Origin of the sequence: Nocardioides taihuensis (assembly GCF_042657275.1) — a bacterium.
Taxonomy (GTDB): Bacteria; Actinomycetota; Actinomycetes; order Propionibacteriales; family Nocardioidaceae; genus Nocardioides; species Nocardioides taihuensis.
Genome location: NZ_JBHSKD010000011.1, coordinates 51,825 through 67,677 on the forward strand (window position 1 = coordinate 51,825; position 15,853 = coordinate 67,677).

General features: G+C 65.2%; 12 protein-coding genes. 7 read left to right on the forward strand and 5 right to left on the reverse strand.

Annotation, left to right across the window (positions count from 1 at the left end; all coding sequences use genetic code 11):
• Positions 1-100: 100 nt before the first annotated feature.
• The 4 genes from ACFPGP_RS11610 to ACFPGP_RS11625 all read left to right on the forward strand — a co-directional run bounded on the left by ACFPGP_RS11610 (position 101) and on the right by ACFPGP_RS11625 (position 3,113).
• Positions 101-862, forward strand: a complete 762-nt coding sequence (locus ACFPGP_RS11610) for a helix-turn-helix transcriptional regulator (protein WP_378590242.1) — start codon at positions 101-103, stop codon at positions 860-862.
• A complete protein-coding gene (locus ACFPGP_RS11615) occupies positions 859-1,707 on the forward strand; it encodes a hypothetical protein (protein ID WP_378590243.1) in 849 nt (282 codons plus the stop codon). The genes ACFPGP_RS11610 and ACFPGP_RS11615 overlap by 4 nt, the downstream gene beginning before the upstream one ends.
• 69 nt (positions 1,708-1,776) lie before the next feature.
• Positions 1,777-2,256, forward strand: coding sequence for a TIR domain-containing protein (locus ACFPGP_RS11620; protein WP_378590244.1), 480 nt, complete (start codon positions 1,777-1,779; stop codon positions 2,254-2,256).
• The gene (locus tag ACFPGP_RS11625; protein ID WP_378590246.1) at positions 2,253-3,113 is read left to right on the forward strand and encodes an HIT family protein; all 861 of its coding nucleotides are present in this window, start codon (positions 2,253-2,255) and stop codon (positions 3,111-3,113) included. The genes ACFPGP_RS11620 and ACFPGP_RS11625 overlap by 4 nt, the downstream gene beginning before the upstream one ends.
• 42 nt (positions 3,114-3,155) lie before the next feature.
• Here ACFPGP_RS11625 and ACFPGP_RS11630 read toward each other — a convergent pair whose 3' ends face one another.
• From ACFPGP_RS11630 to ACFPGP_RS11640, 3 genes are all read right to left on the reverse strand, one after another.
• Positions 3,156-3,725, reverse strand: a complete 570-nt coding sequence (locus ACFPGP_RS11630; RefSeq protein WP_378590248.1) for a hypothetical protein — start codon at positions 3,723-3,725, stop codon at positions 3,156-3,158.
• A gap of 120 nt (positions 3,726-3,845) precedes the next feature.
• Complete coding sequence (locus ACFPGP_RS11635; protein ID WP_378590250.1) at positions 3,846-4,154, reverse strand: hypothetical protein; 309 nt, start codon at positions 4,152-4,154, stop codon at positions 3,846-3,848.
• Between the two features lie 2 nt (positions 4,155-4,156).
• The gene (locus ACFPGP_RS11640) at positions 4,157-4,405 is read right to left on the reverse strand and encodes a helix-turn-helix domain-containing protein (RefSeq protein WP_378590251.1); all 249 of its coding nucleotides are present in this window, start codon (positions 4,403-4,405) and stop codon (positions 4,157-4,159) included.
• A 106-nt stretch (positions 4,406-4,511) separates the two neighbouring features.
• Between ACFPGP_RS11640 and ACFPGP_RS11645 the strand changes: the two genes are divergently transcribed.
• Entirely contained in the window at positions 4,512-5,453 is a 942-nt protein-coding gene (locus ACFPGP_RS11645; protein ID WP_378590252.1) for a helix-turn-helix domain-containing protein, read from the forward strand.
• Positions 5,454-5,512: 59 nt separating this feature from the next.
• Here the strand turns inward: ACFPGP_RS11645 and mobF are convergent, their stop codons facing one another.
• Positions 5,513-8,077, reverse strand: a complete 2,565-nt coding sequence (gene mobF / locus ACFPGP_RS11650; RefSeq protein ID WP_378590253.1) for a MobF family relaxase — start codon at positions 8,075-8,077, stop codon at positions 5,513-5,515.
• Between the two features lie 418 nt (positions 8,078-8,495).
• Between mobF and ACFPGP_RS11655 the strand changes: the two genes are divergently transcribed.
• On the forward strand, positions 8,496-11,813 hold the full coding sequence (locus tag ACFPGP_RS11655) for a helicase-related protein (protein ID WP_378590255.1): 3,318 nt from the start codon (positions 8,496-8,498) through the stop codon (positions 11,811-11,813).
• Complete coding sequence (locus tag ACFPGP_RS11660; RefSeq protein WP_378590257.1) at positions 11,810-14,578, forward strand: class I SAM-dependent DNA methyltransferase; 2,769 nt, start codon at positions 11,810-11,812, stop codon at positions 14,576-14,578. Before ACFPGP_RS11655 ends, ACFPGP_RS11660 begins: the two co-directional genes overlap by 4 nt.
• 3 nt (positions 14,579-14,581) lie before the next feature.
• Here ACFPGP_RS11660 and ACFPGP_RS11665 read toward each other — a convergent pair whose 3' ends face one another.
• A complete protein-coding gene (locus tag ACFPGP_RS11665; RefSeq protein ID WP_378590260.1) occupies positions 14,582-15,712 on the reverse strand; it encodes a hypothetical protein in 1,131 nt (376 codons plus the stop codon).
• Between the last annotated feature and the right edge of the window lie 141 nt (positions 15,713-15,853).

Below are 15,853 nucleotides of genomic sequence, written 5' to 3' on the forward strand. Positions count from 1 at the left end.
TCGACGTGTTGAAGGACCTGACACGTCTCGAAGACATGTTAGCTTTCGGGCCGATTCTTGACGTGTTGCGTATTTGCAACACTCTCGTAGACTGGTGGGCGTGGACCTGGCAGAACGCATCTCGACGCTGCGCCGAGTGAACGGGCTGAGTGCTCGTCAGCTCGCGGCGCTGGTCGACGTCGCCCCGACGACGATCACGCGGATCGAGTCCGGGGCGGTCAGTCCCTCGTTCGATCTGGCGCAGGAGATCCTGACGGTGCTGGGGGAGCCCATCGGCTTCACGGGCGCTGCGGATGTCGATGCGATCGCGACCGCTCGCCTTGCCCTCGACCCGAGGCTCGACGTCGCAGTGACGCCGGGCGTTGAGGTGTGGCGCCAGCGGTGGTCGCGGATCGGACTAGTGGACGGCAGTGGTCGGGTCGCCGCGGGGAAGGAAGGGGACCTGCTGTTCCGTGCCGGTCGCGCCGCCCGACTGACGCGGCGCCGTGGAGCGGTGGACTTCACCGCGGGGCTGTCTGCGGATGAGGTCGCTGACTTGCTTGGCGGGGCCAGCATCGACTACGCACTCACCGGTGATGCCGGAGCCAACCGGTACCGATCCAGCGCGGGGGAGGCCTGGCCGGTTCTCTACGTCGAAGACGTCGCTCGCGCCGCCGAAGCCGCCGGTCTCGCGCGCAAGGAGCCCGGCTCGTTCGGCATGCGGGTGACGCTGATCCCGTTCGACGGCGTGAGCGAGGTCGGCCGCGTCGACATCGCCGGCGTCACGGTCGTCGCTCGCGATCAGGTCATCATCGACGCCTACGGTGGCATCGACCGCATGGTGGAGCAGGCTGACATTCTCATGGGGAGGCGGGTCGCGTGACGGCCTACAAGGAGCCCCGCACCGAGATCGAGTGGAGCCGCCGCGCGATCATCAACGTCGTCGAGGTTCTCCAGGTCCACGCTGAGTCGCTGACCTTGATCGGCGCTCATGCAGTCCTACTGAGGACGATGGACCTCGATGTCCCCCGGATGCCGACCGGCGACGGCGACCTTGGCGTGACGCCGGGGCTGGTCGGCGACGTCCCGAGCATCGAGGCCCTCCTTGCCGACGCTGGCTACGAGCACCGCACAACAGCTCGTCCTGGACTGTGGGGCCGGACGGCCTACGACGAGGCCGACGGCACGCGATCGTTCCGCGAGAAGATCGATCTGCTCGCGCCGCACGGGCTGTCCGGCACCGCCAGCCGCAACAAGCGCGGAGTTCCGGCCTTGCAGCCCGCGCACGGCAAGCTCGCGGTCGGCAACGCGCTCGGCCTCGAACTCGCTGCCTTCAACCGATCGCTCGTGACGATCACCGACTTCGCCGACCCGCGGCTGACGGCTGACCTCCACGTCGCGGAGATCCCGGCGCTCATCCTGGCCAAGGGCTCGAAGATCGGCGAACGGCTGCGGGAGCCGCGCAAGGGACCAGTTCGAGACAAGGATCTCGGCGACCTCTGGCGGCTCATGGCCGTGACTGACCCGGGGGAGACTGCTCGGGTGATCGAGGAGTTCGTCAATCACGCCGAGGTCGGCGCCGACGTTTGTCAGAGCGTTGAGTGGACGATCGCTGTCCTGCGCGACCCCGTCAGCGCCGAGCGGGCGAAGCTCGCCTTCGACACGTTCGTCGACCCCGTCGAGATCGACAACGTGTTCGGCCTGTGGCGCGGGGTCCTCGTGGACTGATTCGACGAGGAACTGTCGGAACTCATGGCTAGTGTCAGAAGCCCGAGACTTGCTTACCCAAGGATGACCATGGCCAAGACCGTCTTCTACAGCTTTCACTACGAGCGCGACGTCCACCGCGTCCAACTCGTCAAGAACATCAATGCCCTCGAAGGGCAACCGGTGCTGAACTCTCAAGATTGGGAGAAGGTTCGCCAGGGCGGGGCCGCTGCCATCCAGAAGTGGATCGATGGGCAAATGGCCTACAAGCGTGTCGTGATCGTGCTCATTGGCAAGGAGACCGCCGGCAGGCCGTGGGTGAAGTACGAGATCGAGAAGGCGTGGTACGACAAGAAGCCACTCCTGGGAGTCCGGATCCATGGCCTGTCTTCCATGGGGACAGTTGACTCCACCGGAGGAAACCCGTTTACACACGCGGGGATCGCCGGGGTGCCGATCTTCGACCCCACTGCGACCGACTGGCAGAACAAGATCGACTCCCAAGCCACTTACGGCAACCTGGTCAGGAACATCGAGACATGGTCGGCCCAGGGAGTGATTCGACCGTGACTCAGGCCCAGTGCCCTTTCTGCGCCATCATCAACGGTGAAGATCCGAGTGCCAGGGTCGTCTACCAGGATCAGAACGTCACGGCGTTCTTCCCTCTCGTTCCGGCCACTCGCGGGCACACCCTGGTCGTACCCAACAGGCATGTGGTTGAGCACGCCGACCTCACAGCAGCTGAGAGCAGGCAGCTCGGAGAATCCGTGAGGCGCGCGGCCCGGGGTGTGCGCGCAGCGGTTTCGCCCGACGGCATGAACATCATCCAGTCCACAGGCGCCGCGGCCACCCAGACCGTCCCCCACGTTCACTTCCACGTCGTTCCCCGCTGGCACCACGATCGGGTGGAACTGCGGTGGCCAGACACGGAAGCGGAGGGCCAAGTCGAGCAGGACGCAACTCTCGAACTCGTCCGCTCGGTGCTGCCCGGACCGAGCGAGGATGTATCGCCGGAAGACCGGCGGCAGCACCTGTCCTTCATTCAGGCGGTCGTCACCCGGATGTCTCAGGCATCATCGTCATCGAAGTCGTGGCTGCTGCCGATCGTCACCATCACGTATGGCTATGCGGTCACTAAAGAGCAGCTCTGGGTCGCGATGCTGGGCATCGCTGCCGTCGCCATCTTTGGTCTACTCGACGCCAACTACCTCAAGCAGGAGCGAGCATTCCGCAAGCTCTACGACAAGGTCGCCGCCGGCGGAGACATTCCTAGCTTCTCGTTAAATCCAGCCCTTGCTGGTCCCGCCGGCTCCAAGATCAACTACTGGCCGGACTGGGAAGACATTCGGTCCTGGGCGGTTGCGCCCATCTATGGTCCCCTTCTCGTCGTCGGCGTCTCTATTGCGATCTGGGCGCACTGCCGGTAGCGCACAGCAGCCTCTGTTGATCAATGCGCCGCGCTACTGCACCTACGTCAGGCCCACGAAGGCTCCTCTGCCAGCGGCGAACGATTGAAGTCGTTCAGCTTGGCTTCGACTCGGTCGGATGACGTAGGGGCGGAGTCCGCTGCCATCTCGGACCTTCTCCAAGGTCTTGTAGAGGCCCAGATACTCCTCGCCGGTGTAGCTGCCCGTGCCGGTCGAGACCGGACATATCGCGACTCTGTCGGGGCCGTGGGTCCCATCGAAGAATCCGAGTTCCCACGGCATCCAGCGCGATGTTGAGGCGTTCTGGGATGTCGCATACACCAGGCTCGAGCAAGATCGCATCCGCTGACGCAACTGGGCTGCTGTGGCAGCGGTCACCTGACTCCTGTCGAGGCCGGCGTCCTCGATCCAGTCGACGTAGACGCTGAGCCCGTCGGACTCGAGCATTCGCTTCAACCCCAGGATGACCAAAGCGTCGCGGAAGCTGTGGCTCAGGAAGACGTCGAACTTCACGCCAACCGACTTCGCGACTCGTGAAAGCTCATGTTGTGCCGCGCTCGCCGTGATTCCGCCAGCGGATTGCCGCAACTCTGCTGCGCTGAAGTAGGTCATCCGGGATTCCTAACGTGCGAGAGGCCATTTGCCGCCTACGGCTGCTGGGTGTCGGGCCGCGATAGCAAAGAACCCTAGATGCAGGCACCGACACGATTTCGCATGCGACGGCGACAACTGTCACCCCGCCTGCCTTCGTTGCTTTGGCTGGGGCAGCAGCTTGCTGATGGTCGCCTCCTCCCGGTCCGGCACGACGAGCGCCTCCATCGCGGCCTCGGCCAGCTCCATTCGCTTCTCCTCCCAAGCCAGGAGCTGATCGAGCCGCCACCGGTCCGGGTGCGTCATCACCGGCGGCGGCACGAGCGAGCGGTCCTTGAGGTTCTGGTAGCCCTTCGTCTTGCCCCAGCCGTAGCGAGCCATCACGTCGTGCGCGTCGAGGAAGACGTGCCGCGGGTCGGTGTCGTCCGAGGCATCCGGCGGCCAGTGCATGGTCACACCGCCTTCGGCTTGCCGAGGACGGGCTGGGAGGCGAGGCGCTGCATCCGGATGAACGTCCGCAGGTCGCCAACCGTGGTGTAGAGGCGCCGGCCGATCTTGAAGAACTCCGGGCCGGTGCCCTCCTGGCGCCACCAGCGCACAGTGTTCACCGGGGTCCGCAGGATCTCGGCGACGTCGTCGAGCGTGAGGAGCTCGTCGTCGTGGCGGGCGTGGAACGGGACGTCGTGGGTGTTGCTGTTCATGGTTCCTCCTGTCAGGCGTTGACCCGCGAGGTTCGTGGGCGACAGGTAGGTGTGAGGGCCGTGCCGCGCAGAGCACCGAATACGTCCGATCGGATATCGTCGAGAAATGGATCGGGCGTACCTGCTCGAAGTCGCACGACGAGCCAGCGGCCTGACTCAGGCCGAGCTCGCCGCCAGATCCGGTACGTCGCAGGCGACAATGTCGGCGTACGAACGAGGCCTGAAGTCGCCGACGCTCAAGGTCGCCGCGCGGATCCTCGAGGCCGCGGGGTACGACCTCAACCTGCGCCGGCTCATCGACTGGGTCGAGCACGAAGCGCCCGGAGTCGGGCACTTCTGGGTGCCGAGCACTCTCTGGCACGTCGAGACGCCCGACTGCTTCGCCATCCTGGCGTTCCCTGACCTCGTCGGCGACGGCCCGATGCGCGAATGGGACATGCACGACCGCGCACAGCGCAAGAGCGTCTACGAGCAGCTGCTCCAAGGTGGCTCGCCCGAGGAGATGATTCGCTGGATCGACGGCCCCCTCCTGGTCGACGTGTGGGAGGAGCTCGAACTCCCGGACGCGGTCCGCGAGGCGTGGAAGTGGCCGATTGTGATCGCGCGGGGACCGACCCACCCGGACACCGCGCGGGTCCTGGGCCGAGGGGACGATTCGTTCACGGCTGAAGCGTGGGTCCGCGGACACGAAGCAGTGCCAAGGAGGGCGCCGGCTCCGGAGGAGCCGCGGGTGCGGTTCATCCGTACGCGCTTCGACCCGCGGCCGCCAGAGCCGACGGCTGACAGCGACGGGATCAAGCCGGCAGCGACCGTCGCCAAGATCGCCGAACGCCTCGCCACTCAGTTGGCGACGTCGCGGCACCCCTCCGCACCGGCAACGTGGAACGCTGGAGTCGCGTTCGCGCGGAGGTGGGCGGACTTGGGCAACGGCCACACCGTTGTGCTTGCACCGAGCGGACCCGGGTGCGTCGTCGGCGTCACGGTCGAGCCCTATGACGACCGGCTCGACGTCGGTCACCAGCTGATCACGCTCTGGCGGTCGGGCTGAGCTCGAACGACTTCCTCCGGCTACGGGTACTCCAGCAGCTGCTGTGCGCTGATGGCGCTTCAGAATCCGATGCCCGAGCCTGATGACGACGGCGCGGGGCGTCGGTGGTCGAATTCCGGCGGACGGCTCGGAATCGGCCGTTGCTTGCGAGCCTTCGGTCCGTAGCGCTCGATCGCCTCGGCCGCCGCCTCCCGTGCGTGCGCCGGCCCCAGGTCGGCACGATCGCGCGCGAACACATCGCACCACTGCTTGCGCGCATCCTCGAGGGACTCAGCGACGAGATGAGCGACGTTTCGCTCGCGGCCGCGTGTCATCCCGACGTACGCCGACGCGGCTCCGCTGTGCTCGCCGACCAGCACATGGCTCTCGGTGACAGTGGCGCCTTGCGCGCCGTAGGCGGTCGTGGCGTAGGCGAGCTCGACATCGCGGCGTACGTAGTCAGGCGGCAACACACGAGTCCCCGCCTCGCCCCTGACGGTGAGCGCGCCGCGATCGCACGAGACGACGGTCCACAACTCGCGGTTCGCGACATCGGCATCGCGGTCGTTGCGCCGGGTCGCGATGGTGTCGCCGACGCCGATCCGCTCACCCGCCGAGGTCAGCACCTGCTCGTCGACCTCACGGGTCGCCTTGCGGATCCGGTGCGCGAAGGTGTTGATCTGGCCCACCTGCTCGCGGGTGTCGGCGATGACGAGCTTGCCGACGCTGGCTTCAGCGGCAAGGCGTCGGGTCCGCTCGACGTCGCTTCCGTGGATGACGATGTCGCCGCGGGCGAGGAGCGCATCAAATACCTCGCCAGGCGCGGTGCCCGTCCGCATCCGCACCGACAGCTCGGCATAGTGGGGGTCCTTGAAGCGGCGTACGCCGTCGAGCTGTTGCACCCGATCGGGTGCGTACCTGATCGCGAGGTCCAGGACCCCGCCACGGCCGACGGCGGGGAGCTGATGGCGGTCGCCGACCAGCATCACGAGTGCCTGGGTCTCGTCGGCCAGGCGGAGTAGCGCACGGGCAGTGTCCTGGCCGACCATGCCCGCCTCGTCGACGACGAGCAGGTCGCCTCGACGTAGTCGGGCGCTGACGTCGGGCACGGAGTCGACGCGACTCCACCGACCGTCCTCGTCCCAGCGGAAGCCGTGCTGGTGGAGCAGCCAGGCTGCGGAGTACGACGCCGAGCCGATCGAGCCCTCTGCGACCTGGGCCGCCTTGAGAGTCGGTGTCACCACGACCATCCGACGCCCGGCGGCGATCGCGCGCTCGCGGGTTGCCGCGAGACGGGCGGTCTTGCCAGCCCCGGCCGCGCCCTCGATCACGGTGATCGTCTTGGCCTCGGCACGAGTCGCAAGTCGGTCGACGATCTCGTGTTCGACGGCCAGCACGTCGACCGACGTGAACGAACGCACGTGCTCGGGCACGTCCGATCGGGGGAGTAGCGGGCGTGAGGCGGCGATGACGCGAGCGGTCAGATCCTCTGCCAACTCACGGCGCACGGCCCCGTCAACCACGCCTCCGCCGGAGGCGATGATTCGCTCGACCTCACCCCGGGCGTCGGCCGCGTTCCACGCCGAGCGACGTGAGCCCAGCCGGACGAGAGCCAGCTCGACGACGCCGTCGCGGTCGACAGCGCCGGCCCGCAAGGTGCCAAGGGGAGCGCCCCGGGCCGGGGCGACGTAGCCGAGCTCGTTCAGCTCCTCGATCCACCGGTGACGCAGATCATCGCCGCTGGTCGGTACGACCTTTTCGGGTCGGGCGTCGGCCCATGCTCGCCGGTCCCACGCCTGCCGCAACGCCGGTCCGGGTTCCTCGCCCGGATGGTCGGCCCGCCACTCGGCCTCGTAGGTGTCGATGTTCGCCTCGATCTGCTTGGCGCGGGCGCTGAACGCTCCTGAGTACGCCGCTAGCTCGACGACCTCGCCCGTCTCGGCGTCAAGTGTGAATCCGTGCCTCGCGAGCGCCTCTCGGAACCTCTGGTTGGTCATCACCGCCCCGTGCCCGATCCCGTTGACCGCCTCCAGGCTGTCGCGTACGCCGACCGTGTGGAGTCCTCGCCAGGCGCCGGCAGCGATAACTCGGGAGTTGACCTGGAGGTGCAGGTGTCGATGAGGGTCGCCGGCCCGGGAGGTGAAATGGCGTACGACGGCCGCCTCGACCTCCTCGACAGGAACCTGCACCTGCCGATCGCGCGGCCCGACGCGCGTCGTCGTGTGGGTGGCGAGCCACCCGATGATCTCCTCGGCCGCAGCCATCTGCGCCGCGTCGTACGCCTCGGCGATCTCGGGGTGCAGGGCGGCCGCGAGCGACCAGGTCTTCGGCCCGTTCACGGTGACCTCGACGAACCGGACGCCCTTCTCGTCCTTCCGTAACCGCCCCTTCGCGAGGCCGGTGTCGACCTCGTATCCGGCCACCCACCGCTCGTATGTCTCGCCGTCCATGTCAGCCCATCGCTCGACCCGGACCCGTTGGTCGAGCTTGTCGAGACCCGCAGCGAAGTGCATCGCGATCCCGCCGCCCTCGGCGAGGTAGTAGTCGTCCGCCCGGGCCCGATCGGCCTCCACGTAGTGTCGAGCGGCGGCTGGTGCACCGCGGTAGATCTTCATGCCGCCATGCATCGAAATCACCTCCGTCATCAGCCATCAACAACCGTGAAACCGCAGGTCAGCGGCCACATCGGCGCCCGCCCACTACGGAACTTCGTAGCATGCGTGCCGCTGGTTGACGGGTTGAAGAGGGTGGCGAGTAGGGCGGATATCGAAGCCGTTAACGATTGTCGGTGGCGGCGATGGCGGGGTGTCGACGGCGGCGGAGCTTCAAGGGTCAATGTTTGGGGGGCCGTGAGAGCCGGGGAGATCGGAATGCGGAGCGCTTGGCCTGAGAGCGGGGACGCTCGGCGTCTCTACACGATCGGCGCGACGTCCATCTGCTTTATGACGAGCGATCCGGCCCAGTGGCGCATCCTGCGGGCCGCGCTCGCCAGTTCGACGCCAAACCGTCGGTAGACCTCGATAGGTTCAGGGCGATGAAGCGACGCCATTGCGGAGGAGACTGATGCCGGACATCTTCGACAATCTGAAGACTGAGTCTGCGATCGGTCCCGCACTCAAGTCTGCATTGACCGCCTTCGACACTTGCGACGTCGCGACCGGGTATCTCGATCTGCGCGGGTGGAGCACCTTCGCCGACATCGTCGATGCCAAGAGTGGAGCTCGGCAGGACGGCGACCCGGCAATCGTTCGCGTCTTGGTCGGCATGGTCATGCCGGCTGACTCGGCCGCAATGCTCTCGGCGCTGCAAGACGTCGTTCAGCCCCCGCCTTACGGCTCCGACATCAACGACATGCCCAAGGCGCAGGCGGCCAAGGAGTCGCTGGTCAAGCACCTGCGCACACAGCTCATGCGCGGGCTGCCCTCGGAGGCTGAGCAGAAGACCCTCCAGCAGCTCAAGGCGCACCTCACGTCGGGCGCCGTCGAGATGAAGGTCTTCACCACCGCGCCGCTGCACGGAAAGACCTACATCTTCCACGCACCAGGCAACGCCTTCGCGCAACGGCGTGCGTACGTCGGGTCGTCGAACATGACGAACGCAGGCTTCTACAGGAACCTCGAACTCAACATCGACGTCACTGACAACGACGCTACCGAGAAGCTCTCCAACTGGTTCACGGACCGCTGGGACGACGTCTTCTCCCTCCAGATCACCAAGGAGATCATCGAGCTCATCGAGGAGTCCTGGGCATCGGAGGCCCAGCCAACTCCTTACGAGGTCTACCTCAAGGTCTGCCACGCGCTCTCTGAGGACGCGCGTGAGGGGATGGGCTACGTCCTGCCGCCGTCGATCGAGAATCTCCTCCTTGACTACCAGACCACAGCAGTCCGCACCCTCGCCCGCCGGATCGTCCGCCGGGGCGGCACGATGCTCGGCGACGTGGTCGGTCTCGGCAAGACCCTCACCGCGATCGCCACCGCCCTGATGCTCGAAGCCGCGGAGGACTACACGACCCTCGTGCTGTGCCCCAAGAACCTGCAGCACATGTGGGAGGAGCACCTGGAGAGGTACGGCCTCGTGGGCGCACGCGTCATTCCCTACTCGATGGCAGACAAGAACCTCCCGGAGCTCAAGCGCTTCCACCTCGTGATCTGCGACGAGTCGCACAACCTGCGGAACAACACCACCAAGGCGTCCGAGGCGATCAAGGACTACATCCGCCGCAACGGCTCCAAGGTCCTGCTGCTCACCGCGACTCCCTACAACCTCGCCTTCGCCGACGTCGCCAACCAGATCGGCCTCTACATCGAAGACGACGACGACCTCGGCATCCAGCCCACGGCCGCGATGGCGAAGGACCCGACGCTGATCGACAAGGTTGACGGCAAGATCACGACCCTTGCCGCCTTCCGTCGCTCGGAGGAACCAGAGGACTGGAAGCGCCTGATGAGCGACCACCTGGTCCGACGCACCCGCTCGTTCATCAAGCGCACTGCGAAGAAGGAGCCGGTCACACTCCCGAACGGCAAGGTCATCGAGCGTGAGTACCTGGAGTTCGCGAACGGCACACGGTTCCACTTCCCGACGCGTGTGCCCAGCCCTCTGTGGCATGAGTTCGCCGACGACGACCCCGCCCGTCTCATGGAGGACGAGACCACTCTCGACGCGATACGAGACCTCACGCTGCCGCGCTACCGCCTCGCCGACTATGACGACCCGAAGGCGCCGCACAGCGACTCCGACACCAAGATCCTCGCCGACATCCGGTCCGGTCGCGGCAACGTCAGCGGATTCGTCCGGATCGGCCTCTTCAAGCGCCTGTCATCGTCAGGGCACTCCTTCATCCTGAGCCTCCAGCGCCAGCGGGCCCGCAACGAGCTCTTCATCCATGCGATCGACAACGGTCTCGACGTGCCACTCGGCAGCTTCAGCGATCACCAGTTCATGGTCACCGACGAGGACGTGGAAGAGGACCAGGACGGTTTCGGGAGTCTGGAGTCGCAGTACAAGGAGCTCAAGCGCCGTCTACCTGCATCGACGAAGTGGCTGGGAACCCAAGTCTTCAAGAAGACGCTGCGCAAGGACCTCGAAAGAGACAACCGGATCATCAGCGACCTGCTCGACAGCTTCGGCACCTGGGACCCGGCCAAGGACTCCAAGATCGACGCCCTCGTCGACCTGCTCCGCGGCAAGCACAAGGGCGACAAGGTCCTGGTCTTCACCGAGTACGCCGACACCGCTGTCTACGTCGCCGACGCACTGAGAACCGCCGGTATCGCCAACGTCGGGCTGGCCTCCGGTGACTCCGAAGACCCGTCGGCGCTCGCTCGTCGGTTCTCGCCCGAGAGCAACAAGCTCCCCGGCGACGAGGAGGACGTAACGCCGGTCGACGATCCCATCGACGTCCTCATCGCCACCGACGTTCTGTCCGAGGGCCAGAACCTCCAGGACTCACACGTCGTGGTCAACTACGACCTGCCGTGGGCGATCATCCGGATCATCCAGCGAGCCGGCCGCGTCGACCGCGTCGGCCAGAAGTCCGACACCGTCAACATCTACCTGATCTCGCACAAGAAGGTGGAGGACGCGATCCAGCTGCGCCAGCGGATCCGGCGCCGCCTTGGCGACAACGCGGCAGCCTTCGGCTCTGACGAGCGATTCTTCGGCGACGACAAGGAAGTCAATCTCCTCGACGACCTCTACAAGGGCGTCGTACCGGGCGAGGAAGAGCTCGAACAGGATGAAGGCGAGGCCGACGCGGTGAGCGAGGCATGGCTCGTCTGGTCGAGCGTCAAGGAGCACAAGCCCGGCCTCGCTGGCCGGGTGCTCAAAATGCAGGACATGCTCCACAGCACCCGTGACCCGTACGACCACGAGACCAAGTCCGGCATCGCCACTTTCGCCAGCACCACCTCCGGCATCGACGCGTTCGCTGCATCGTTCGACGACGGCGATGGCGCCCCCGCCGAGCGGCTGCTCACTCCGCTGGAGGCCCTGCGCATCTTCCGAGCCCAGGAGTCGACGCCAACCGCGCCGCTGCGCGAGGATCACTTCGCTCGCGAGGTGAAGCTAGTCAAGGAGAAGCTGACCGCCGAGATCGTCACGGCCGGCAACCTCAAGGGCGCGCGCAAGTGGGCCGTCGAACGCCTTGGCGGAACGATTTTCGGGGCTGACGCCAGCGATGCACTCGCTGCCATGAACGATCGGCCTCTCACGGAGTACGCGAACATCCGGCTCCGCCAGGCCCGCCGAGCCAAGTACACAGACCAGGACCTCGCCGATCTGGTCAAGCAGTTGCATGACGAGGAGCGCCTCGTCATCGGAACCACGGAGAAGGATGAGATCAAGATCGTGTGCTCGATCGGGGTGACTCCGCGATGACCAACAGGCTCATCGGGAGGGCAGAGGAAGGCAAGTACGGCGACCTGTTCCGCCTCGACCTGTTCTGGGGGGCGCCGAACCACCCGCCCATCGAGGTCGACCTGGGAGACGGGTTGAAGCTCACCGCGACCAACATCTCCTCCTACCAAGGCGTCCGCGTCTGGGAGGTCCCGGCGCTCCCCGGGTCCGCCGGGGAGGCCAAAATCGACCAGGCCATCTCGAAGACCTCGACTAACCGACTCGTGATCTTCCACGACGGAGACAAGCAGGTCTGGCGCTGGCCCTCGCGCACAACCAGAGGTTCCGGCGTCATCTCGCGACCCGCCCGTCACGTCCACAAGGCGGGCAGCAACGACCCCAAGTTCGTTGCGAAGCTTGATGCCATCCGGCTCCCCACCGACGTCCAGATCGACGTCAACGAGTTGCTGTCCCGCGTCCGGGGCGCTTTCGACGTCGAGACTAAGAACGAGTCCAAGCGCGCATCGAAGCTCATGGCTCAGATGTACGCCGCCGTCGAGAAGGGCTACGCGCCGGCCGTCGACCCGAAGAAGCGCGATCACGAGATCTCGGCGACCATGGCCCGAGTCCTCTTCTTGCTCTTCGGTGATGACACCGAGATGTGGAAGGACTCGTCGGGCGAGCCCATGCCTGACCTCTTCCAGGATTTCATCAAGGACCACACCGAGCGTGACGGTTCCGACATCGCCGCCCGACTCAACGCACTCTTCCGTGCCCTCGACACAGCGCCCAATCAACGCAAGGGTCTCGCGCCAGAGTTGGCGGCTTTCCCGTACGTCAACGGCGGCATCTTCGACGAGAAGATCAACCTGCCCGACCTCGACAACGACTTCCGCAAGGCCATCCTTGATGCCTGCGCGGTCGACTGGTCGACCATCAGCCCGGCAATCTTCGGCTCAATGTTCCAGTCCGTTCGTGACGCGCAGACGCGACGTGAGCTCGGTGAGCACTACACGTCTGAGGAGAACATCCTCAAGACACTAAATCCGCTGTTCCTCGACGATCTGCGGGCCGAGTTCGACGCCGCGCTTGCGCGGGACACTGACAAGAAGAAGGAGAACGCTCTCAACGCCCTGTGGGCGAAGCTTGGCAACATCCGCTACATGGACCCCGCGTGTGGCTGCGGCAACTTCATCATCGTGGCCTACCGCGAGCTGCGCGATCTGGAACTGCGGATCATGGAGGCGCTTCAGGACCTGAGTGGTTACGCCCAACTTGCGTTTGATCCCACACTCAGTCTCCGGGTGACGCTCGATCACTTCTACGGCATCGAGATCGACGAGTGGCCGGCGCGCATCGCGGAGACCGCGATGTTCCTGATCGACCGGCAGTCGGACCTGAAGATGAAGGAGCGGTTTGGCGTTGCTCCCGAACGGCTGCCGATTCAACGTGCGGCGCGGATCATCGTTGGCAACGCGATGAAGTTGGACTGGGCAGAGGTTTGTCCGGCTGCGGAGCGAGTGATCGTCGCTGGTAATCCCCCTTTCCTGGGACATGCGACCCGATCCGAGGTTCAGGCTGAGGAACTGCGAGCCGCCTGGGGTCGAGATGACATCAGTCGACTCGACTACGTCACGGGCTGGCACGCGAAAGCCCTTCGCTACTTCGAGAACCGCAACGGTGAATGGGCATTTGTGACTACCAACTCGATCACTCAGGGTGATCCCGTGCCGCTCCTCTTTGGACCAATCTTTGATGCTGGCTGGCGAATCAAGTTCGCGCATCGAACCTTTCCGTGGACCTCTGACGCAGCGGGGAAGGCGGCCGTGCATTGCGTCATCGTCGGATTCGGACGCGATGTGAAGAACCCGGTCTTGTTCGATGAGCCGAGTGCGGGCGGGGGCGTCCGCGCGGTGAAGTCGATCAACGCGTATCTCGCCGATGCGCCCAACGCGTTCATTGTGAAGCGAATGACGCCGTTGGGCGTCGGACTCCCTGAGACCACCTTCGGCAACATGCCGCGCGACGATGGGAATCTCATCGTGACGGCTGACGAGCTTGCTGACGTGCGGTCCGACCCAATCGCTTCGAAGTATTTGCGCCCGTTCATCGGGGCGGACGAGTTGCTCAACGGTCGCGAGAGATGGTGTCTGTGGCTAGTTGGGGCAGAAGAGGACATCCCCCGTAGCGATGTTCTCTCAAGGCGAGTTGAAGCTGTTCGGGAGTTCCGCAAGAAGAGCACGGCCGCCAGCACGCGGCAGATGGCTGAGACTGCGCACCTATTTGGGCAGCGCCCCGGGCTTCACTCCCAGCCGTACGTCGTTATACCGCGCGTTTCCAGCGATCGGCGCCCGTACTTCGCGGCGATGCATGTGACACCGGATGTGATTGCGAGCGATGCGACGTTCACGGCTTCTGACCCAGACGGCTTCTTGTTCGGAATCATCAGCTCTGCGATTTTCGTCGCATGGCAGCGGGCGGTTGGCGGACGCCTGAAATCAGATCTTCGTTTCTCCAACACGATTGTGTGGAACAACCTGCCACTTCCTCCTGTGAACCCGGACCTGCGGCGTCAGATCGCAGACGCGGGGCGCGCTGTTCAACAAGTGCGCGAATCTAGGCCGGGCCTGACGCTTGCCCAGCAGTACCTGCCCGAGAACTTCACTGGTGATCTTGTTGAAGCACACGTTGAACTCGACAGACTGGTGGATCGAGTGTGGAGTGGAAGGCGCGTGCTTGCAACGGAGCAAGAACGTCAGAGCGTGCTCTTCGAGGCCTACGTGCGGGAGACGAAGGGGCTCCTCTGACGCCTAGCCGAAGACCCCCCAGCGCCTACCGCTACTCATGGAGAAGCTCGTGCCCTGCTTCTTTGAAGCGTTGCGCCAAGCTCGAGCGCCCGCATCGGAACGAGCAGTGAGAACGAAATGGAGGGCATCGCCACGAGCGGCCTTCGTGAAGAGCAGCACCCGATCGTTGTAGGACGTCGGCCACGGTGATGCGGGGACCGGCAGGCTGATGACATCCATTGAGTTATGGCTGAACCGGATCGGAGCGGTAGTCGACGTTGTCTGGTCCTGCGGGTGCTCGATGGTGACGGTCACGATCGGCGAGTTTCTTGCAACGTGTTCGGCGGATCCGCCGAAGAAGACCCGCATCAGTGCAGACATGTTGAGCTGATTGCCGGGACGAGATGGCCCACGGTTCAGACTTATCCCTCCCTTGCCCTCGATCCAAAAGTTGGTCGCGGACGTTAGCGCAGCGAGCTGCTCGGCTGTGAGCCCGCGTCGAGCGCCAACCCGACCGGAGGCATCTGCGACATCGTCGTTTCGTGCAAGTTCAGTCTTGGGCAGGGCAGCGAATCCGCGCTGGTACCGGCCGAGGATGCCGGACAGGGGGGTGGCGGCAGGCCAGGCGGTCTCGAACCAAGCCTCGCCGTCGCGAATCGCTGAGTCGACCGCGTTCTCGGTTTTGTTGGACGGCTTGCGAACGATCTGTAGCGTGCCGGCTTCGTTCCCAGACACGAGGCCGTTTCTCGACAGGTTTCCTGACCCGACGAGATGGCCTCTCGCTGACGATCCGCGCATTGAGAACCACTTCGGGTGCCAGGGCACGAAGGGGACGCAGCCCGGTCGATCGACGACTCGACTGCCGTCGTGAACTCGGACCTCGGATGGCAGTGCCGCAAGGCGCTCGAGTGCGGTGGGATCCGAGCGGTACCAGTCGATGCTGACCAAGAACCTCTTCTTGACGGCAGCCCACTCGCTGGCAACGCCGCTCGAGGCGATGGTGGAAAGCAGCGCGTCCACGCCGCTGTCCGTGACGTACGCGACTGCCGCGTCGAACTCGAGAGCGCCAGCGCGAACGAGGTCCACGATCGCGTCCACGTTCCGAACTGGGGCTCCGGACGTTCCCGGTTGGCCGATCATCCGCTGCTCGATCATCACGTTTTCTCCGTCTCGGTAGTGCCGTTGGAGCGTACGGCCTGCCGGAATGTCGCGTGCCGGTTTCGGCAAGACCCTCCGGAGCGGTCCGCAGCCCGGGCCGGAACACGCCGATGAAGCAACACAGTGCCGTATTGGGGA